Origin of the sequence: Celeribacter baekdonensis B30, assembly GCF_000299875.1 — a bacterium.
GTDB classification, from domain to species: domain Bacteria; phylum Pseudomonadota; class Alphaproteobacteria; order Rhodobacterales; family Rhodobacteraceae; genus Celeribacter; species Celeribacter baekdonensis_A.
This window is the reverse complement of the sequence record NZ_AMRK01000005.1, coordinates 118,260-138,720: the sequence shown is the minus strand read 5'-3', so window position 1 is coordinate 138,720 and position 20,461 is coordinate 118,260. Positions and strand designations below refer to the sequence as shown.

The 20,461-nt window shown below is 57.8% G+C and carries 17 protein-coding genes and 1 tRNA gene; 10 read left to right on the top strand and 8 right to left on the bottom strand.

The genetic code is table 11. The features are described from left to right. Positions 1-74: 74 nt before the first annotated feature. Positions 75-911 (bottom strand): SDR family NAD(P)-dependent oxidoreductase, encoded by an 837-nt coding sequence (locus B30_RS10760; protein ID WP_009572095.1) that lies wholly within the window; start codon positions 909-911, stop codon positions 75-77. 28 nt (positions 912-939) lie between these two features. Beyond that, positions 940-1,455: a 2,4'-dihydroxyacetophenone dioxygenase family protein gene (locus B30_RS10755; protein ID WP_009572094.1), complete on the bottom strand. Its 516-nt coding sequence runs from the start codon at positions 1,453-1,455 to the stop codon at positions 940-942. Positions 1,456-1,693: 238 nt separating this feature from the next. Between B30_RS10755 and B30_RS10750 the strand changes: the two genes are divergently transcribed. Further along, complete coding sequence (locus B30_RS10750; protein WP_009572093.1) at positions 1,694-3,301, top strand: XylR N-terminal domain-containing protein; 1,608 nt, start codon at positions 1,694-1,696, stop codon at positions 3,299-3,301. An 11-nt stretch (positions 3,302-3,312) separates the two neighbouring features. Here B30_RS10750 and B30_RS10745 read toward each other — a convergent pair whose 3' ends face one another. After that, a complete protein-coding gene (locus B30_RS10745) occupies positions 3,313-4,215 on the bottom strand; it encodes a LysR family transcriptional regulator (protein WP_009572092.1) in 903 nt (300 codons plus the stop codon). Positions 4,216-4,352: 137 nt separating this feature from the next. On the opposite strand from B30_RS10745, the gene B30_RS10740 reads away from it, so the two are divergent. From B30_RS10740 to B30_RS10725, 4 genes are all read left to right on the top strand, one after another. Beyond that, a complete protein-coding gene (locus B30_RS10740) occupies positions 4,353-5,528 on the top strand; it encodes a cytochrome P450 (protein WP_009572091.1) in 1,176 nt (391 codons plus the stop codon). Between the two features lie 33 nt (positions 5,529-5,561). Beyond that, positions 5,562-5,876, top strand: coding sequence for a 2Fe-2S iron-sulfur cluster-binding protein (locus B30_RS10735; RefSeq protein WP_009572090.1), 315 nt, complete (start codon positions 5,562-5,564; stop codon positions 5,874-5,876). Positions 5,877-5,985: 109 nt separating this feature from the next. Further along, the gene (locus B30_RS10730; RefSeq protein ID WP_009572089.1) at positions 5,986-7,038 is read left to right on the top strand and encodes a TRAP transporter substrate-binding protein; all 1,053 of its coding nucleotides are present in this window, start codon (positions 5,986-5,988) and stop codon (positions 7,036-7,038) included. A gap of 138 nt (positions 7,039-7,176) precedes the next feature. Then, the gene (locus tag B30_RS10725; protein WP_051130621.1) at positions 7,177-9,603 is read left to right on the top strand and encodes a Tex family protein; all 2,427 of its coding nucleotides are present in this window, start codon (positions 7,177-7,179) and stop codon (positions 9,601-9,603) included. Positions 9,604-10,093: 490 nt separating this feature from the next. On the opposite strand, the gene B30_RS10720 is transcribed toward B30_RS10725, so the two are convergent. The 4 genes from B30_RS10720 to B30_RS22175 all read right to left on the bottom strand — a co-directional run bounded on the left by B30_RS10720 (position 10,094) and on the right by B30_RS22175 (position 12,873). After that, a tRNA-Ser gene (locus B30_RS10720) sits at positions 10,094-10,183 on the bottom strand. A 98-nt stretch (positions 10,184-10,281) separates the two neighbouring features. Further along, complete coding sequence (locus B30_RS10715) at positions 10,282-11,292, bottom strand: NAD-dependent epimerase/dehydratase family protein (RefSeq protein ID WP_009572087.1); 1,011 nt, start codon at positions 11,290-11,292, stop codon at positions 10,282-10,284. 11 nt (positions 11,293-11,303) lie between these two features. Further along, positions 11,304-12,470, bottom strand: coding sequence for a nucleotide sugar dehydrogenase (locus tag B30_RS10710; RefSeq protein WP_009572086.1), 1,167 nt, complete (start codon positions 12,468-12,470; stop codon positions 11,304-11,306). 184 nt (positions 12,471-12,654) lie between these two features. Further along, positions 12,655-12,873, bottom strand: coding sequence for a hypothetical protein (locus tag B30_RS22175; protein WP_157789807.1), 219 nt, complete (start codon positions 12,871-12,873; stop codon positions 12,655-12,657). A gap of 385 nt (positions 12,874-13,258) precedes the next feature. Here B30_RS22175 and B30_RS10705 point away from each other — a divergent pair, with 385 nt between their 5' ends. Further along, the gene (locus tag B30_RS10705; protein WP_009572084.1) at positions 13,259-14,656 is read left to right on the top strand and encodes a coniferyl aldehyde dehydrogenase; all 1,398 of its coding nucleotides are present in this window, start codon (positions 13,259-13,261) and stop codon (positions 14,654-14,656) included. A 58-nt stretch (positions 14,657-14,714) separates the two neighbouring features. Here B30_RS10705 and ychF read toward each other — a convergent pair whose 3' ends face one another. Then, positions 14,715-15,812 carry a redox-regulated ATPase YchF gene (ychF, locus tag B30_RS10700; RefSeq protein WP_009572083.1) on the bottom strand — a complete coding sequence of 366 codons (1,098 nt, stop codon included), beginning with the start codon at positions 15,810-15,812 and terminating at the stop codon, positions 14,715-14,717. Between the two features lie 126 nt (positions 15,813-15,938). Between ychF and trpA the strand changes: the two genes are divergently transcribed. The 4 genes from trpA (at position 15,939) to B30_RS10680 (ending at position 20,320) form a co-directional block, all read left to right on the top strand. After that, positions 15,939-16,730: a tryptophan synthase subunit alpha gene (trpA, locus tag B30_RS10695; protein WP_009572082.1), complete on the top strand. Its 792-nt coding sequence runs from the start codon at positions 15,939-15,941 to the stop codon at positions 16,728-16,730. Between the two features lie 190 nt (positions 16,731-16,920). Then, positions 16,921-18,030: a carboxynorspermidine decarboxylase gene (locus B30_RS10690; RefSeq protein WP_009572081.1), complete on the top strand. Its 1,110-nt coding sequence runs from the start codon at positions 16,921-16,923 to the stop codon at positions 18,028-18,030. A 43-nt stretch (positions 18,031-18,073) separates the two neighbouring features. Beyond that, a complete protein-coding gene (locus B30_RS10685) occupies positions 18,074-19,318 on the top strand; it encodes a saccharopine dehydrogenase family protein (protein WP_009572080.1) in 1,245 nt (414 codons plus the stop codon). 123 nt (positions 19,319-19,441) lie between these two features. Continuing rightward, complete coding sequence (locus tag B30_RS10680) at positions 19,442-20,320, top strand: hypothetical protein (RefSeq protein ID WP_009572079.1); 879 nt, start codon at positions 19,442-19,444, stop codon at positions 20,318-20,320. The last annotated feature ends 141 nt before the right edge of the window (positions 20,321-20,461 follow it).

The following is a 20,461-nucleotide window of genomic DNA, read 5'->3' as shown; positions in this document are numbered from 1 at the left end:
CCAAGCCCTTGGTCGTGACGCCTGTGCTATGTCGTGCTGTATGGCGGGCGGCCTTCGCGGGCCGCACGCCGTGGTCAGTCGAGTTCCGGCGCGGGGCGTAGGATCAGCCCGCCGTCGATCACCATTTGCGATCCGGTGACATAGCCGGAGGCGTTCGAGGCCAGATAAAGCGCCAGCGGCTTGATCTCCTCGGTCTCGGCCACACGGCCCAGACAGGACCAGCGAACGAAAGCCTGACGATCCTCCACATTCGCCATCCGCCCCCCGGCAATATTGGTGATGAACGGCCCCGGACAGATCGCATTGACGCGGATGCCGTAGCGGCCAAGCTCCATCGCCACCTGTTTGACCAGATGGCTGACCCCGGCCTTTGCGGGCATGTAGGGCGTGCCGACGATGCCATCGACATAAAAGGCCGCAATTGACGAGGTGGCGATGATCGAACCGCCGCGTCCTTGCCGTTTCATATGCCGGGCGGCAAGTTTCATCGTGTAGTAGATCGAGGTCAGATTGATCCCGATCACCTTATCCCAATGGGCGTCATCGAGATTGTCGATCTCGCCGTCCGGGTTGCGGTGGCCTTCGGGGGTCAAGAACCCCGGCCCGGCATCCACACCCGCATTGGCAAAGACCACGTCGATGCCGCCCTGACGCACTGAGACGGTGTCAAACACCGCATCCATTGCCGCGCGGTCGGTCACGTCAACCACCTCTGCGTGGATCGTGCCGCGCGGGTCTGTGGCGGCGATCTCCGCCACGGTGCGCGCAAGCTGATCCGCGTTCAGATCAAGCACACTCACATGCGCGCCCTGCGCGGCCATGATCTCGGCATAGGCTCGACCCAAGCCATAAGCGGCCCCCGTCACAAGGACAGATTTGCCTGCCACATCGAACATGCTCTCCAAAGACATGCGGTCTCCTCCCTTCGGTCCCGCAGGATCAGATGAACATATCTTTGTTGATCTCTAGGCCATTGGCCTCACAATGCTTGACGTAATGGTCGATGAACCAAAACACATCCGCCGTGAAATCATACTTGGCTTCATCGTCAAAAAATTCGATCGCCCCGTTGATCCAGAACAGCGCCTTCATGCCATTGGGATCGTCGGAATAGAGCGTGTGCGCCGTGCCCGGCAATTCATAAACAAAATCGCCCGGACGAGAAATCCAGTCGTATTCGTAATAGCCCCAAGATCCCTCCAATGTGACCGCCGAAACGACACCGCGATGTTTGTGCGTGCCGATCCGTCCACCGCCTTTGACCCAGAGAATATTGGCCACCGAATTGCTGCGCACATCAAAGGCCAGATGTTTGATCGCGGCACTGTCGCCAAACGGCACCCAAGGGTTATTTTTGTCATCTCCGGGGATGAACGCCCCTTCTTTGCCAAAGCGATTGATCATCGCCTCATGCGGCTCCGGCGGCAGTTTCGTGATAAGGTTTTGCTGTGTCATAAGTCCTCCCTTTCGCCCGTTTTCAAGGGCAGCACTCAACAGATCGGTCGGGAGGATTTGCGTCAAAGCAAATAATTTACGCCGCTTTGCAGCACGGGCAAAATGCCCAGGAATTGCGATTTATGTCATGGGGTTACCTGCGATAAAAACTTCGCATTGTGCCAGAATGTCGCAGTCTTTCTGCGGTGCAGATTAATTATATGGTGAAATGACTTTATCATTTGCGTAATATCCCGTCATGAAAACATCAGATGACGAAGAACAACTCCTCCACCGCGGGGGCCGTCCGACCTTGGCGGACCTGATCGACACGCTTGAGTTCAGCCCCTCGAAAGGAGCGATTGAGCTACATGGCGCACGGATGGTGCTGTCTCGCGCGACCTTTGGCGCCGATCTTCAGGACGAATTGGTCCGCCGGTTTGGCGAACACGAGGCCAAGGTGCTCATGATGCGCTTGGGCTATCGCAACGGGCGCGAGGATGCGGAATTCATTCGCCAAGGCTGGCCGAATCTGGACATTGGCGACGCATTCACCGCCGGAACTCGACTACATATGGTGACGGGCACCGTGCGGGTGGAGACCCTGCACAACGACTTTGATTTCAAAACAGATCGGTTTTCCGGTGACTTCCTATGGCATCAATCCGTCGAAGCCGTCGAATATCAACGCCGCCACGGGCGCGCGCTTGCCCCGGTCTGCTGGGCCCAAACCGGCTATGCGGCAGGTTACGCCAGCGTCTTTTTTCGCAAACTCGTGCTCTACAAAGAGGTGAGCTGTGCGGCGATGGGTGACAAATCCTGCCGCGTGGTGGGCAAGACCGTGGACGGTTGGGGCAAGGATGATCCCTTTGTTCGGATGTTCCTGGATGAGGTCTTGGTCAACCGGGCCGAAATGCCCTCGCGCCTCCGAAAGGCTGCGGGCAAGTCCGCGCCGATGGAGGGCGCGGGATTGGAAGACCGGGTTGTCGCTCCCGTTCGTCACACATTGGAAAAAATCGCTCACGCTGGGCTGAACGCGTTGATCACCGGACCAGAGGGGGCGGGCTGTCGCATCGCCGCCGATTGGCTCCATGTCGCGCGGTTTGGTCACGGCAAGACCCACCGCTGTCACGCCACATCGCCACAGCTGCCCGCGCTTTTGGACAGCCTGCGCCAAACCATCTCCGCCCCCGGCGTGCGCGGGCAGACGTTGATCATCGAGGGGATCGACGCGTTGGCGGATGATCTTCAGGTGGCGTTGATCGACATGATCAAAACCGATGGCATCCCCCCTGAAAACCTTCTTGTCATCGGGTTATCGCATCTGCCGCTGCAACTGTTAAGGCGCGACACGGCGCTGCGGTCCGAGTTGATGTACGCGCTCTCTGTCCTGCCTGCCGCAATGCCGCCGCTGTCCGCGCGCCCGGATGACCTTGCCGATCTGGCAGAGTGTTATCTGGCCCAGATGCGGCCAAAACCGGGGCTTGAGGCACCCTCGCTCACAGAAGAGGCGAAGGCTTTCATCCGCACCGCCGCTTGGCCCGGAAACCTGCCCGAATTGCGTGCGACCCTGATGCGCGCCGCGCTCTGTGCCGCCGCGCCGCCGGTGATTGACCGCAATGATCTCGACTCCGCGCGACTTGATCCACGGCCTTCGGCCCCCTCACTGTCGCAGGGCGAGGATGATTTTGTCGAGCTTTGGGATCAGCTTGTGCCACTCTTTGAGGCGGGGATCGGTGTGGATGCATTGGTGTCGCGGATCGAACAGCGGGCGGTGGCAGAGGCCGATGGCAATGTCTCCGCCGCCGCCCGCCTATTGGGCCTGAGCCGTCCGAAATTGGATTACCGGCTCAAAAACCCGGTCTAACTGTCCGCGGACTACATCCTGCGCGCGCTTTGCACCACCAGATCGCGCAGCCATTTGTGCATCCGCGAGGCATGGGTGCGCGCGGTCCACACCATCTGAATTTGCACCGGTGTTGGCACCGGACAACGCGCAATGAAAAGCCCCGTCCCAAGTTTGCGCGACAGGCGCTCGGGCACCGTCGCGACAAGTCCGGTGCCTTTGATCAGACTTTGAATGCCCGCCGGGCTGGGCGTGCGCATCGCGATGGAAATCTCGTGACCCTCTTGTTCCAAGGTCTGCATATAGCCCGATTTCCATTTGCCGCCGTAGGTGATGTAGACGTGATCGAGGGTCAGGTAATCCTCCATCGTCAGCGCCGTTTTGGCCTTTGGATGGGCCGGGTCCATCATGCAAACATAATGGTCCTCATAGAGCGTGCGCGTATAAAACGCGGCCCCCAGTTGAACGAAGGGACCGATCAGCAAATCCGCCTCCATCCGCAACAGTTTATCATGGCCGAGATAGGAAGAATCGATAATCTCGATTTTGAGGTTCGGCGCTTCGGCGCGGATCAAATGGGCCAGGTGCGGAATGATCAACTCGCGCTCATAGTAGTTGCAAGCGATGGTCACCGTCTGAGTGCTTTCTTTCGGATCGAAATCGCGATTGGCCGTCAGTTGGGAAAACCGTTCCAACAACTGACCCGCCTCCGCCACCACCTCTTCACAGCGCTGCGTCGCGATCAGCCGACGCGCCTCGCGAACAAACAGTGGATCGTCGAACACGCCTCTGAGCTTATCGATGGTGTAGCTGACAACCGATTGATTCATCTCAAGATCTTCGGCGGCGCGCGTGAATGAGCCAAAGCGGTAAACCCGGACCAACACATCAAGGGCGCGAAAATCTGTGGCGAGAAGGTCGATGGGCTTGCTCACGTCACGCTCCTTTGGGCCATGGTTGAGCGGTTTTATAAATCTATTTGGTAGATATGTGAAATCAAATTGATCGCATTGATTGATGAACTCTGCCCTGCTTTCCTGACAGGATCACAGCTTTGGGAGGAGATCTGTTGATGTTGGACATTCCCGTGAATGAGGCGGTCACATTGGCCGATCTCACCCGAGACCCATACCCGATCTATCGCCAAATGCGGGCCGAGACGCCTGTGGTGCGCGTGGCGCAGACCAATCGGATTTTCGTCACCCGGTTTGAGCACACAAAATGGATCAAGGAAAACCCGGAGATTTTCAGCTCGGATGATCCAATGACTCCGATGAAACCGGCGTTTCAGGCCCATACATTGATGCGCAAGGATGGTGACGAACACCGGGCCGAACGCATGGCGATGCAGCCCGCCTTTTCGCCGAAAGTGATCCGCACCGACTGGGCCGAGCTTTATACCAAACTGGCAGAAGACTATGTCTCGCGCCTGCCCAAAGGTGAGACGGTGGACCTGTTTGCCGACCTTTGCGGCCCGATCGCCGCGCGCATTCTGGCGCATATGTTGGGGCTGGAAGAGGCCACGGACGAACAGATGCAACGCTGGTCCCAGCGCCTGATCGACGGGGCGGGCAATTTTGGCAATGACCCTGAACTTTTTGCCCTCTCCGACGCGGCCAATGCCGAAATGAACGCGCTGTTCGAACAGGTCATGCCCCGTCACATCGCCGCGCCAAACAATTCGGCCTTTTCCGTCATGTTGAATGCGAAAATGCCGATCCCGGTCAGTCAGATGTACGCCAATATCAAAATCGCCATTGGCGGCGGCATCAACGAACCGCGCGATGCTTTGGCGACCATTCTCTACGGGCTGTTGACCAACCCTGAGCAACTCGAAGAGGTCAAACGCCAAGAGGCATGGCTTGACGCCTTCGAGGAGGGTGTGCGCTGGGTCGCGCCCATTCAGGTGTCGGGTCGGCGCACCACGCAAGAGGTGCAGATCGGCGATCATGTGATCGGCCCAAACGAGACGGTGATGACCATCCAAGCCTCCGCCAATCGCGATGAGGCGATCTATGCCGATGGCGAGGCGTTCAACGTGTTTCGCGACAAACATCCGCATCAGGCCTTTGGCAGCGGCCCGCATCATTGCGCCGGGGCGCAGGTCGCGCGCCGCACGCTGGGGCAGATCATGTTGCCGCTTTTGTTCGAGCGCTTTCCCAACATGGCCCTGACCGACCCGAAGGAGGTGATTTGGAGTGGCTTTGGCTTTCGTGGCCCACTGAACCTGCCAGTCACATTGGCCTAATATCAATATAACGCACTAAATGAGGACTAAACCATGACGAAAATCACATTCGTCCAACCCGACGGCCGCAGCCAGACCGTCAGCGCACGCGCAGGAGACAGCGTGATGCAGACGGCACTGGCCCATAGCATCGACGGTATTTTCGCCGAATGCGGCGGCGCAATGATGTGCGCCACCTGCCATTGCTACATTGAAGACGCACGCACCGGAGAGGCGAGCCAAGGCGAAGAGGATTTGTTGGACTGTGCCGAAGACGAGGTGCGGCCCAGCTCGCGGTTGAGCTGTCAGATCAAAGTGAGCGAGGATTTAGACGGGCTTGTGGTGCATTTGCCCGTTACCGTGGACTGACCGAAACGGCCCCTTTGCCGCAGGAGGAGGCGGCAAAGCGCAGGCCAGATTGAAGCGCACCAACGCATGACCGGCGCAACGCCGTCGGAACACAAGGGAGGAGACCCACATGACCACATCATTCACCCGCCGCACGGTTTTGGCGAGCATGGGGGCGGCACTGGCCACCCCGGCGTTTTTGAAGCGCGCCAATGCCGCCGAAGTGACCCTGAAACTCCATTCGATGTTGCCCGCCCCGGCAACAATGAACACGCAGTTTTTTGAACCCTGGATCGAGGAAATTCGCACCGCCTCCGAGGGCGCGATTGACATCCAACTGTTCCCGTCGATGCAGCTTGGCGGCAAACCTGGTCAGTTGCCTGATCAGGTCCGTCAGGGCATTTGCGACATAAGCTGGACCCTTCCGGTCTATTCGCCGGATCGCTTCCCGGTGGCCGAAACGTTGGCGCTGCCCTTTATGGTGACCAATGCCGAAAAGACCTCCGTGGTCATGCACAAGCTGATGGATGAGTTTGGCCAAGATGAATATCCGGGCACCAAAACGCTTGGGTTTCACACCCATGATGGCGGCAAATTCCACACCCGCGAGGGGCTTATTCACACCGCCGATGATCTCAAAGGTCTCAAGCTGCGCGCCCCCAATCAGGCGACGGGCAAGCTGCTTGAACTGATGGGCGCGGAGACGGTGTTTTTCCCGGTGACCGAAATGGTTGTTGGCCTCTCAAATGGGGTGATCGACGGCTGTTGCCTGCCCTATGAGGTGGTGCCCGCGTTCAAGCTACAAGAACTGACCAAATTCTCATCCGCCCCTGCCCCCGCGTCGCGTGGGCTGTATGCCAACACCTTCTCGATGCTGATGAACCAACGCGTTTATGAGAACCTCTCGGACGATCTGCGCAAGGTGATCGACGATCATTCCGGCATCGCGCTGTCGCAACGTATTGGCCGCCAATTTGATACGTTTGAACAGATGGGCAAAGAGGTGGTGATCAAACAGGGCAACACCATCGGTGAGATCGCGGCAGAGGAAATTTCGGCATGGCGCGAGATCGCACAGCCAGTACATCAGGCCTGGATCGACAAGCTCAATGACCGCGGCCTGGATGGCGCGGCGATTTTGAACCGCGCCAATGAATTACTGGACGCCGATCAACCGGCCTGAGGTCTTTGGGCGACACGTCTTCAGGTCCAATCGAGCAAGCCTCGGTTGGGCCGCCTCAACAGGTGTTTTCATTTGGCCCACGCGGCTTGTGACTTGGCCTCGCCCGACAGGGCGGGTATGACTGCGGTTCTGTTAGACATGGAGCCTGTTTTGGATCACGCCACCGCCGCACCGGCCACCTCACCTGCCGCCATCGCCGCCCGCATCGCGCGCACCATCGCCACTGAAATCTCCGCCGCCCCGTCGCAAGTCAGCGCGGCGGTCGATCTGTTGGATGGCGGCGCGACCGTGCCCTTTGTCGCGCGTTACCGCAAAGAGGTCACGGGCGGCTTGGATGACACGCAATTGCGGATGTTGTCCGACCGGCTGACCTATTTGCGCGATCTGGAATCCCGCCGCGCGACCATCCTGAAATCCATTTCCGAACAGGGCAAATTGACCGCCGATCTGGCCAAATCCATTGCCGGAGCCGAAAGCAAATCGACGCTTGAGGACATCTACCTGCCCTACAAACCCAAACGCCGGACCAAGGCGATGATCGCGCGTGAAAACGGCTTGGAGCCTTTGCTGCGCGCGATTGATACCAACCGGACGGCTCCGCCCGAAACCCTGGCCGAAGCCTATGTGACCGAGGCGGTGCCCACCGTCAAAGACGCACTCAATGGCGCGCGCGACATCCTGACCGAGGAACTGTCAGAGCGTGCTGATCTTTTGGGCAAGCTGCGTGATTTCATGCGACGCGAGGCCTTTGTCACCGCCAAACTCATTGCGGGCAAGGACCAAGAGGGCGCGAAATTTTCCGATTATTTCGACCACCGCGAACGCTGGTCGGATATTCCGTCCCACCGCGCTTTGGCGATCCTGCGCGCCGCGAAAGAAGACATCGTGACGATGGAAATCGGCCCCGATTCTGAGGAGGGCGAACCGCGCGCCATCGCCATGATCGGCGCAGCTTTGGGCACAGAGGGACAATTGCCCGGCGATGAGTGGCTGCGCGGTGTGGCGCGTTGGGCGTGGCGGGTGAAGTTTTCGATCTCGCTCTATATCGATCTGTTGGGCGAATTGCGTCAGCGCGCCCATGACGAGGCGATCAACGTCTTTTCCCGCAATCTCAAAGACTTGCTCTTGGCCGCCCCGGCAGGTGCAAAAGCCACGCTGGGCCTGGACCCCGGCATTCGCACCGGCGTGAAAGCCGCCGTTGTGGACGCCACGGGCAAGGTTTTGGACACGGCAACGATCTATCCGTTTCAGCCCAAAATGGATGTGCGCGGCGCAGAGGCCAAACTCATCGAATTGATAGGACGGCATAACATCGCCCTGATCGCTATCGGCAATGGCACCGCCAGCCGGGAGACCGAGCGGCTTGTCGCAGACACGCTCAAACGCCTGCCGCAGGGCGTCAAAGTGCCGACCAAAGTCATCGTGTCCGAAGCGGGTGCGTCGGTCTATTCGGCTTCCGAATTGGCCGCACAGGAATTCCCCGATCTCGATGTCAGCCTGCGCGGCGCGGTCTCGATTGCCCGCCGCCTGCAAGACCCTCTGGCCGAACTGGTCAAGATCACGCCGCAATCCATCGGCGTTGGCCAATATCAACATGACGTCGACCAACGGCGGTTGTCGCAGGCGCTTGACGCTGTGGTCGAAGACGCGGTGAACGCGGTGGGCGTGGACCTCAACATGGCCTCGGCGCCGCTGTTGGCACAGGTCGCGGGGCTTGGTCCGTCTTTGGCCCATGCCATCGTCTTGCACCGCGACCAACACGGCGCCTTCCCGTCGCGCAAGGCGCTTTTGAAAGTTGCCGGTTTGGGGCCGAAAGCCTTTGAACAATGCGCCGGATTCCTGCGCATTCGTGATGGGGCGGAGCCTTTGGACGCCTCCTCTGTGCACCCCGAAGCCTATGATGTGGCACGCAAAATCGTGGCGGCCTGTGGTCGTGACATTCGCGACATCATGGGGCAGACCGCCGCCCTCAAAGGCCTGCGCGCCGAGGAGTTTGTCACCGGCGATTTCGGCCTGCCGACCGTGCGCGACATTTTCACCGAACTGGAAAAACCGGGCCGTGATCCGCGGCCAGAATTCAAAACCGCGAGCTTCACCGACGGGGTTGAGGACATCAAGGACCTGAAACCGGGGATGAGCCTTGAGGGCACCGTGACCAATGTGGCCGCCTTTGGTGCCTTCGTTGACATCGGCGTGCACCAAGACGGGTTGGTCCATGTCAGCCAACTGGCCGACCGGTTCGTGAAAGACCCACATGAGGTGGTGAAAGCCGGGGATGTTGTGAGGGTGCGGGTGACGGAAGTCGACATTCCGCGCAAACGGATCGGGCTGACGATGCGCAAAGACGGCAATAGCGCCAACGATGGGCGCCGCAGCGATGCGCCTACCGCGCGCGGGACATTCGCCGCCAAACCGCAGGGCGCGCCATCGGGCAAAGCGGGTGGAAAACCGGGCGGCTCCAAAGATCATAAAAAGGCCCCAGCGCCGCAGAACCGCACACCAACCCCAAGCGGCAACAGCGCCCTCGGGGCCGCCTTGTTGGACGCGATGAAGAAAAAATCCTGATACAGCCTACATATTAAAGAGACGTCAGCCTCATCACCGTATGACCGCGTCGGCGATGAGGAAGACACGAAACCTGAAGAGTCCACAGCAATCAGCCTAGGCGTTGAGGTGGACGGGAACGGGCTACAAAGATGGTGCAGATCGTACTTTGCAAGGCCCCGCCCAGTGCGGGGCTTTGTGCGTCAGGTGGCCTCGGGGTCACGACCCGCACACTGTTCCCAAGAATTCAGATCGTGGCCACTCTATTTGATGCGGCGGTCAAAGCACAGGTACGCAGGACCGACACCCTTGTGCCGCCACTGCGCACGCTTTGATTTAGGCGCAATCAGATCCAGCTCAACGTCATTGTCATCGTAGACACGTTCGGAATGAAGACCACCGAGCGTAACCGATATGAGGTGGTCGCAATTGAAAGTGAGTAGAACGATGTGTCTATTCAGTACCTTAGAAGGTAGAACAGCACCGGATGCCAATCAACCAAAATGGTGGGTGGCGGAGACGAAGGGATTCGAACCCTCGAGACCCTTCCGGGCCTACTCCCTTAGCAGGGGAGCGCCTTCGACCACTCGGCCACGTCTCCGCCGACCCGTGTAATGGAGGCGTTTCAGAGACACAAGATAAAATGACACCCTATGAGCGCATGTTTTTCTGCATGCGATCTGCGTGCCAGGGCGGCGATCACTTGTCGTAATACTGCCGATACCACCCTACGAATTTGGCAACGCCGTCTTTCACTGCAGTTTTCGGCGCGTATCCGGTGAGTTTTTGCAACAGATCGGCATTGGCCCAAGTGGCGGGCACGTCGCCGGCTTGCATCGGCATGAGGTTGCGCGTGGCTTTTTTGCCGGTCGCGGCCTCGATGGCTTCGATGAACTCCACCAATTGCACGGCGTCGGAGTTGCCAATGTTCACCACCCGGAAAGGCGCAACTGGCGACAGGCTGTCGCCCTCCTCCACCACGCCATCCTCGGGCCGCACCGGCACCGCGTCGATCAACAGGCGGATGGCATGCACGAGGTCTTCGACATAGGTGAAATCGCGCTTCATATCGCCGAAATTATAGACGTCGATCGGCCTGTCCTCCAAGATCGCCTTGGTGAATTTGAACAGCGCCATATCGGGGCGCCCCCAGGGACCATAAACGGTAAAGAATCGGAACATGGTGATCGGCAGGTCAAACAAATGCGCGTAGGAATGCGCCATATTTTCCGTGGATTTCTTGGTCGCGGCATAGAACGACATCTGATGGTCGGCCTTGTCGGTCTCGCGGTACGGCATTTCGGTATTGGCACCGTAGGCCGATGAGGTGGAGGCCAAAAGCATGTGTTTGGGGGGAAAGGCACGCGCCGCTTCCAACAATTCAAACGTGCCGATGAGGTTACTTTCAAGATAGGAGCGCGGATTCTCGATCGAATAACGCACCCCCGCCTGAGCCGCGAGATGGATCACCACATCAGGCTTTTCGTCTTCGAACAGCGACATCAAAAGGCCCGGTGTTTCGACCTTATCATGCACCGCGCGGTAGCCATCATAGGCCAACAACGTGTCTTCACGGCGCTCCTTGAGGGCCACGTCATAATAATCGGACAGGCAATCCAGACCGATCACACGAAAGCCGTCCTCCAATAGAGTGCGGCAGACAAAAGAGCCGATAAATCCGGCCGCGCCGGTGACGAGAGCTGTGGGCATAGGGTCTGTCCTCAATCCGCGCCAAACAGGTCGCGGGTGAAAATTTTCTCAGAAACATCAGAAATGTCATCGGTGACGCGGTTGGCGACGATCACGTCCGCCTCGGCTTTGAACGCGGCCAGATCATTGATCACACGCGAGCCAAAAAACGCGCTCTCCGTCATCACCGGCTCATAGACGATGACCTCGATGCCCTTGGCTTTGACACGTTTCATGATGCCTTGGATCGAGGATTGGCGGAAATTGTCGGACCCCGCCTTCATCACCAAACGGTACACGCCAACCACTTTTGGACGCTTCGCGATGATCTGATCGGAGAGGAAATCTTTGCGGGTACGATTGGCATCCACAATGGCGCGAATGAGGTTTTGTGGCACTTCCGAATAATTCGCCAAGAGTTGCTTGGTGTCTTTCGGCAGGCAATAACCGCCATAGCCAAAACTCGGATTGTTGTAATGCGACCCGATGCGCGGGTCCAAACCGATGCCCTCGATGATCTGGCGACTGTCCATCCCGCCAGCCATCGCATAGCTGTCCAATTCGTTAAAAAACGCCACCCGCATCGCGAGATAGGTGTTGGCAAACAATTTGATCGCCTCGGCCTCATCCGCATCGGTGAACAGAACCTCAACGTCCTTTTTGATCGCGCCTTCAAGCAGCAAATCCGCAAACACCCGCGCCCGATCCGAACGTTCGCCAACGATGATCCGCGAGGGATACAGGTTGTCATAGAGCGCACGGCCTTCGCGCAAGAACTCAGGGCTGAATATCACCTGATCGGTATCGAATTCCTCTCTGATCCGGTTGACAAAGCCTACGGGAGTGGTCGATTTCACCACGATCGTCGCTGTTTCATTAACGGCGAGCACCTGTAAAATGACTTTCTCCACGCTCGACGTGTCGAAATAATTGGACTTGGCGTCATAGTTCGTCGGCGTCGCCACAATCACAAAATCTGCGTCTGCATAGGCCGCTTTTCCATCCGTCGTCGCCCGCAATTTAAGAGACTTATGCGCCAGAAACTCTTCAAGTTCGGCATCAGCGACGGGGGATGTGCGCGCGTTGAGCATATCGACACGAGAGGGAGAAATATCCACGGCCACAACATCATGGTTCTGCGCCAACAAAACCGCGTTCGACAACCCAACATACCCAATACCAGCGACTGCGATCTTCATGGGGACCCTTTCGTATGAGAGGACAAACCTCAGACACGAACGTGATAGAGGAAGCGCACGCGCCTATCTAGCCCAGATCGTCAATGCCCTCATATATGAGACAAATCCGGCACGTCATCGGCCGATCACACTCAAAATATTGCGCCTGTAAGCGGGTCGAGGCGGGATAAACCCCCCAAGCGCCTCACTTGGGCAAAGGTGAAATTTCGCCTTCTCCACGCCCGACACTCACGGGCGGTTGATCCACAGGATCGCCCATCGGCACAGCCGCGCGGTTTTTCAGATTTGGAAACGCCGCCAGTGCCACCTGCGGCGCACTCACCGCCATCACACCCAAAAGCATCAGCATCCCAAGGCGCGGACACACAGGGCGTGAGAACAGGCTTTTTCCGATCTTTGACATGTTTTCACCCCACGTGACAAAACTGTGCCCACAGGCACAAAATCGGCCCCCGCCAATCCATGCCGCCACAAAACCACAAAGCTCCTAATGAAACGTTGAAACAGGTGATTTTTTGGGCGCGCCCCTGCCCCATCTGTCACGCAATCGAGACAATTTAGAGGTAACAGGGGCATATGAGAGACAATCAGGCGTAGGAACCTGCAACATGACCGAGATCAGACCTTTCGCATTCGTTTTGGCATGCCTGTTGGAACCGTCGCAAAACGGCATTCGCGCCACAATGCGCCGCCTTTTGGGCCTCTGACGTCACGACACAACGCATCTGCCGCCTTCCTATGGCTCCTGTTTTCTGGCTCAATGCCGAACAGACCGGGGGAGACGTCATATGAGTACCGAGATGCCATCCGTTTTCGAGGCCATGCGCCGTGCCCATCGCGCGGAGCCAGTGGTATCCTATGAGGTGCGCCTCGACCGCCTCACACGGCTGGAGAACGCCCTGACCAAAGCGGAGCCCACGCTGCTCACCGCCATGTCCGACGATTTTTCCCATCGCAGTGCACAGGAAAGCCAGACCTTTGACATCGACGTGAGTTTTGGTGAGATTCGCACCGCCAAACGCCACCTGAAAGCCTGGATGAAAATCCGGCGCATCCGTACGCCGTTGATTTACAAACCTGCTCGCGCTGAAATCCGACCCCAGCCCTTGGGCGTGGTCGGCGTGATCGCACCGTGGAATTTTCCGGTGATGCTGTCGCTTGCGCCCATCGCGGCTGCTCTGGCTGCGGGCAATCGGGTGATGCTGAAACCTTCGGAATTGACGCCGCGCACCTCCGCCGCCTTGCGCGACATGATCACCGATGCCTTTGCCCCCGACGAAATCAGTGTGATCACCGGCGGCCCCGATGTGTCGGCGGCGTTTTCCGACCTGCCCTTTGATCACCTGTTTTTCACCGGCTCCACCGCTGTGGGCCGCAAAGTGGCCGAGGCGGCGGCGCGAAATTTGACGCCGGTGACCTTGGAATTGGGCGGCAAATCCCCCGCCATTCTGATGCCCTCCGCCGATCTGGACCGCGCCGCGCGGCGCATCGCCTGGGGCAAAACCGCCAATGCCGGTCAGGTCTGTGTCGCGCCCGATTATGTCTTGGTGCCGCGTCATAAAATTGGCCCCATGGCCGACGCGGTGATGGGCGCGATGATGCGGTTCTATCCGCAAGGCGCGCAAAGCCCTGATTTTGCCGGGATCATCACGGAGCGTCATCTGGCCCGGCTTGACGCGCTGTTGTCGGAGGCAAAAATGCGCGGGGCCGAGGTGATCCGGCTTGACGGCGGAACCGGGAATGCCCGCAAATTCGCCCCCGCCCTCGTGCTCGACCCGCCTTTGGACATCGCCTTGATGCAGGAGGAAATCTTTGGGCCAATCCTGCCGATCCTGCCCTATGACACGCCGCAAGAGGCGCTTGATTTTGTCGCCGGGCGCGATCATCCGCTCGCACTTTATGTCTTTGCCGAGGACCGCGCCGAGCAGAACCTGTGGCTCGATCACTCCATTTCGGGCGGTGTGACAGTCAATGACACGGTGATCCATGTGGGCTTTGACACACTGCCCTTTGGCGGTGTCGGTGCCTCTGGCATGGGCGCCTATCATGGCCGCGCCGGGTTCGAGACGTTTTCCCATCTCAAACCCGTGGTCCGCCAAGTGAAGTGGAACGGGATGGCTTTGGTGGAGCCCCCATTCAAAGGCCTCAAAGCCCGGCTTCTCAAACGTTTGCGCAGCTTTATGTAACATAAAGGACCGCCCAAACGGACGGCCCTCAAAGATTTTAGATCTGCTGGAAACTGCCTCAGCGGCTGAACAAAAAATGCATCACATCGCCATCTTGGACGATGTAGCTCTTGCCCTCAGCGCGCATTTTGCCGGCTTCTTTCGCGCCAGTTTCGCCTTTAAATTGCACAAAGTCTGCAAAAGCGATGGTTTCCGCGCGGATGAAGCCTTTTTCAAAATCGCCGTGGATCACACCCGCAGCTTGCGGTGCGGCGGTGCCTTTTTGAATGGTCCAAGCGCGGGCCTCTTTCGGACCGACGGTGAAATAGGTTTCCAGATGCAGCAACTCGTAGCCTGCGCGGATCAGACGGTCGAGACCGGCTTCTTCCAATCCCATTTCGCCCAAGAACATCTCGGCTTCTTCCGCCTCAAGCTGAGAAATTTCTTCCTCGATCTTGGCCGAAATCACCACCGCGCCCGCGCCCTGCTCCGCGGCCATTTTGGCGACCGCTTCTGAGTGCGCATTGCCCTTGGCGGCGTTTTCTTCCTCAACGTTACAGACATAGAGGATCGGCTTTTGCGTCAAAAGTTGCAGCATCCGCCATTGTTTCATGTCATCCGGGTCGATCTCGACGGACCGGGCCGGTTTGTCGGCCTCAAGGGCGGCTTGGGCTGCGGCCAGAAGGCGATCTTGCTGAAGCGCCTCCTTGTCATTGCCTTTGAGTTTGCGCGCTAAATTGGCCCGGCGTTTTTCGATGCTTTCCAAATCGGCCAACATCAATTCCATCTCGATCACTTGCGCATCATCGACCGGGTCAACCCGGCCTTCGACATGGGTCACATCGCCGTCTTCAAAACAACGGACCACATGGGCGATGGCGTCGCATTCGCGGATGTTGGCCAAGAATTGGTTGCCAAGCCCCTCGCCCTTTGAGGCACCTTTGACCAGACCCGCGATGTCAACGAATGTCATCCGCGTTGGAATGATCTGCTTTGACCCGGCGATCTCGGCCAAACTGTCCAGACGCGCATCCGGCACTGCAACCTCGCCCACGTTGGGCTCAATCGTACAGAACGGAAAATTCGCCGCCTGCGCGGCTGCCGTTTTGGTCAGAGCATTAAACAGCGTCGATTTGCCCACGTTCGGCAGCCCGACAATTCCCATTTTAAAGCCCATATCGCGTCCCTTTGTCCAGATTCCACGCGTGTCTAAGGTGCAAAGAGGCCTCGCGCAAGCCTTCGCCATTGCACTTGGCGCAAAGATCGGCCAAACCCGGTGAAGACTTGCAAGCCGGAGGCCCCTATGACCCGCATCGACGCCAAATTCGCAGAGCTCAAAGCTCAGGGCAAAAAAGCCTTTGTCGCCTATGTGATGGCGGGTGATCCCGATGTTGAAAAGTCGCTTGAGATTGTCAAAGCCCTGCCCGGTGCGGGCGTGGATATCATCGAGCTGGGCCTGCCCTTTACCGATCCGATGGCCGATGGTCCGACCATTCAACTGGCCGGTCAGCGCGCGCTGGATCACGGCATGACCTTGCAAAAGACCCTTGATATGGCAGCAGAATTTCGTAAGGGCGATGACACCACCCCGATCGTTTTGATGGGCTATTACAACCCGATCTATTCGCGCGGTGTCGATAAGTTTTTGGTCGATGCGGTTGAGGCCGGGATTGACGGGTTGATCATCGTCGATCTGCCGCCCGAAGAAGATGACGAGCTGTGCATTCCGGCGCAAAAGGCCGGAATGAACTTTATCCGTTTGGCCACGCCGACCACCGATGACAAACGCCTGCCGAAAGTGCTGACCAATACCTCGGGCTTTGTCTATTACGTCTCGATCACCGGGATCACCGGCGCCGCCGCCGCCTCTGGCGCCGACGTCGCCCCGGAAGTGGCGCGGATCAAGGCCAAGACGGACCTGCCAGTGATCGTGGGCTTTGGCGTTCGGACCCCCGAGAAGGCCCAAGAGATCGCAAGCGTGGCTGACGGCACCGTGGTTGGGTCCGCGATTGTCAATGAGATCGCACAGGGCAAGTCGGTGGATGAGATCATCGCCTATGTCGCCGCCTTGGCCGAAGGCGCACATCGCGCCTAACCCGTTCTTTAATACGCCAAAAACGTAGCGCATTTCTGGTCGGGGGAGCGCAATGCTTTACCCGGTCCACCTCCCAATACGGATATGAGAGCAGAGGCGGTACATCCGTATTTTCCTTGCCCTAGAGGATGAATCGCCCTAAGTGCCCCTCACACCGTTCATCCCTTTTGAAACCGTGAGGGGACCCACGATGATCCAGACGCCTTACTACCTCATCGACAAGGCGCGCCTGTTGCCCAACATGGAAAAAATCGCCCGGCTGCGTGAGCGCTCCGGTGCCAAAGCGCTTTTGGCGCTCAAATGTTTTTCCACATGGCCGGCGTTCGATTTCATGCGCGATTATATGGACGGGACGACCTCGTCGTCACTCTATGAGCTGAAACTCGGGGCGGAGAAGTTCGGCAAGGAAACCCATGGCTATTCCGTCGGCTGGGCCGATCACGAGATTGACGAAGCTGTCAGCCATGCTGACAAGCTGATTTTCAACTCTCTCGGGCAGTTGGATCGTTTCGGAGCCAAGGCGACAGGCATTGCCACCGGACTGCGCCTGAACCCACGGTTTTCGACCTCGGGATTTGATCTTGCGGACCCGGCGCGGCCCTTTTCGCGGCTGGGCGAATGGGACATGGATCGGCTTGAGAGCGCATTGGATCGCATCACCGGCGTGATGATCCACTATAATTGTGAAAACCGCGATTTCGATCTGTTTTCCGATCAATTGACCCGGATCGAAGCCGAGTTTGGCACGTTTTTGAAACGTTTGGACTGGGTCTCTTTGGGCGGCGGCATTCATTTTACCGGCGATGACTATCCTTTGGACAAGCTCGCGGATCGCCTCAAAGCCTTCTCGGATGCGATGGGTGTTCAGGTCTATCTTGAACCTGGCGAGGCCTCGATCACCGGCTCGACCACGTTGGAAGTGTCCGTGCTCGACATCATCGACACCAAAAGTGAAGATCGGGGCAAAAAAGTTGCCATCGTCGACAGCTCGATCGAGGCGCATATGCTGGATCTGTTGATCTACCGCGAGACGGCGAAATTGCCGCAAAACGGCACGCATGCCTATCAAATCGCGGGCAAAACCTGTTTGGCCGGGGACATCTTTGGTGACGCCTTGTTCGACAAACCGCTCGAAATTGGCGATAAAATCTCGATTCAGGACGCCGCTGGTTACACAATGGTTAAAAAGAACTGGTTTAACGGTGTGCAAATGCCCTCCATCGCCCTGCGCGAATTGGATGGGTCCATCACCATAGCCCGCTCCTTCGGGTATCCGGATTTCGTCGCGGCGCTCGGCTGAGGCCGCTTTCACTCACCACCCAAACGATAGGGGGTCTCGACCGTTGAAACGGAACGTACTCATCATTGGCGCTGGCGGCGTCGCTCAGGTCGTGGCGCATAAATGCGCTCAAAACAACGATGTGCTGGGGGATATTCATATCGCCAGCCGGACGCTTTCGAAATGCGAATCCATCCTTGAGACCGTGCATGCCAAACGCGCGATGAAACAAGAGGGCGTTCTGGCGGCCCATCAGGTCGATGCGATGGACAGTGCGGCGGTGGCGGCCCTGATCCGCGAGACCGGTGCCCAGATCGTGATCAACGTCGGCTCCGCTTTTGTCAACATGACGGTAATGGATGCCTGTATCGAGACGGGTGCGGCCTATATCGACACGGCGATCCACGAAGATCCGGCGAAAATTTGTGAAATCCCGCCATGGTATGGCAATTATGAATGGAAAAAGCGCGACCTGTGCACCGAGAAGGGTGTCACCGCAATCCTTGGGGCCGGGTTTGATCCGGGTGTGGTCAACGCCTTTGCCCGCTTTGCCGCCGATCAGATGGACGAGGTCAAATCCATCGACATCGTCGACATCAACGCCGGGTCGCATGGCAAATATTTCGCCACCAATTTCGATCCCGAAATCAACTTTCGCGAATTCACCGGCACGGTCTATTACTGGGAAGACCAGCAATGGAAAGAGACGTCGATGTTCGCCTCCGGCCGCGAATGGGACTTGCCGGTTGTGGGCACGCAAAAGGCCTATCAATCGGGCCATGATGAGGTGCACAGCCTCGCCGCCAATTACCCCAAAGCCGATGTGCGGTTCTGGATGGGCTTTGGCGATCATTACATCAACGTCTTTACCGTTTTGAAAAACCTCGGCCTTTTGTCCGAAAAGCCGGTGATGACCGCGGAAGGCCAAGAGGTTGTGCCGCTCAAAGTCGTCAAAGCCGTGTTGCCCGACCCGTCGTCCTTGGCACCCGATTACACCGGTAAAACCTGTATCGGCGATCTGGTGAAGGGCGTGAAAGACGGCAAGGACATCGAGATGTTTGTCTACAATGTCGCCGATCACAAAGAGGCCTTTGATGAGGTCGGCAGCCAAGGCATTTCCTACACGGCAGGTGTGCCTCCTGTTGCGGCTGCGATGTTGGTGGCCTCTGGCGAATGGGATGCGAAGACCATGAAAAACGTTGAGGAAATGGATCCGAAACCGTTCTTTACGCTGCTGGACAAAATGGGGCTTCCGACCCGTGTTCAGATCGGCGGCCTTGGCGGCGAAGACAAAGCCTGGGACGCCTAAACCCACCTCTCCACGCTGAAAAGCCCGCTGTTTGGCGGGCTTTTTTATGGTCTCTGGCCGCAATTTAAGAGAATGGAAAGGCGAATCGCACAAGGTCAGCGCAGTGAAACCAGCGAGACGTCCATGCCCCTCATCCGCCTCCTCTTTGTGATTTGTTTAACAGTGGTCTCCAGTATCGGCCCCCTGCGCGCCTCTGAGGTAGAGGCATCGTATGACCAACATGTGCTCTTGATCGGGGAGCAAAGCGCGCTTGGTCACCGTCTTGTCAGAAGTATCTGTTTCGCGCAGGCCGGAATTGATGTCGCACGCAATCGTCGGGTGGTCGAACAGACCCGCACGGAGATTTCTGTAGCGCTTGTCGCCCTCACTGAGGGCAACGATGCCATCCCCCCGATCACAAACGGCAACATCCGCACCCAAATTGGCTCTGTTGAGATGGTTTGGAAAGGACTCGACAAAAAAGTGGCGGCCTTTCTCTCGGATACAGGTCTGACAGATGAAGAGGTGCTCAAACTCACGTTTAAATCGCAATCTCTGGAAAAACTCTGGCGCAATGTTTCACAATCCCTGGAACTTCAAACCTCGGTGAACCAAGCGCCAGAAAAACTGGTCCGAACCCGGATCATTGCCACCGCAACAAATCAAAGCCGACTGTTGCAAGAGGCGGGCAAAGAGGCCTGTCTCATTCATCTCGCGCGCGGGGCGCAAGCAGGTGCAGCACAAGTGGAGAAGCTCAAAGACATCCTTGCGACCTTCGATCAGAATATCTTTGATCTGACTTTCGTGCGCCCGGCACAATCCCCTATTACGCAGCCAGATGCGCTTGAACAGGCGGCGTTCAACACGTGGCAGGACTGGGTTGGCCTTGAAACGCTGTTTGAAGGGGTCGTTGAAGACCCGAATGGCCAAGACATGATCGACCTGCTGCCAGACATGTCCTTTGGCATTGAGTTTTTGGACGCGAAGCTGCACGAAAACATTGCCATTTTTATGAGCCTGTAATCGACCGCCCCCCATGGAGATCAGACTTTGGGCAACACAACCATATTGAAACTGGGCTGATCCGATGTGTCACTGTGCCCGCACAAAACGCCGCAGCAATTGGTCTTGGCTTTGGTCTCAATATGTGCAAATTGGTTAAGT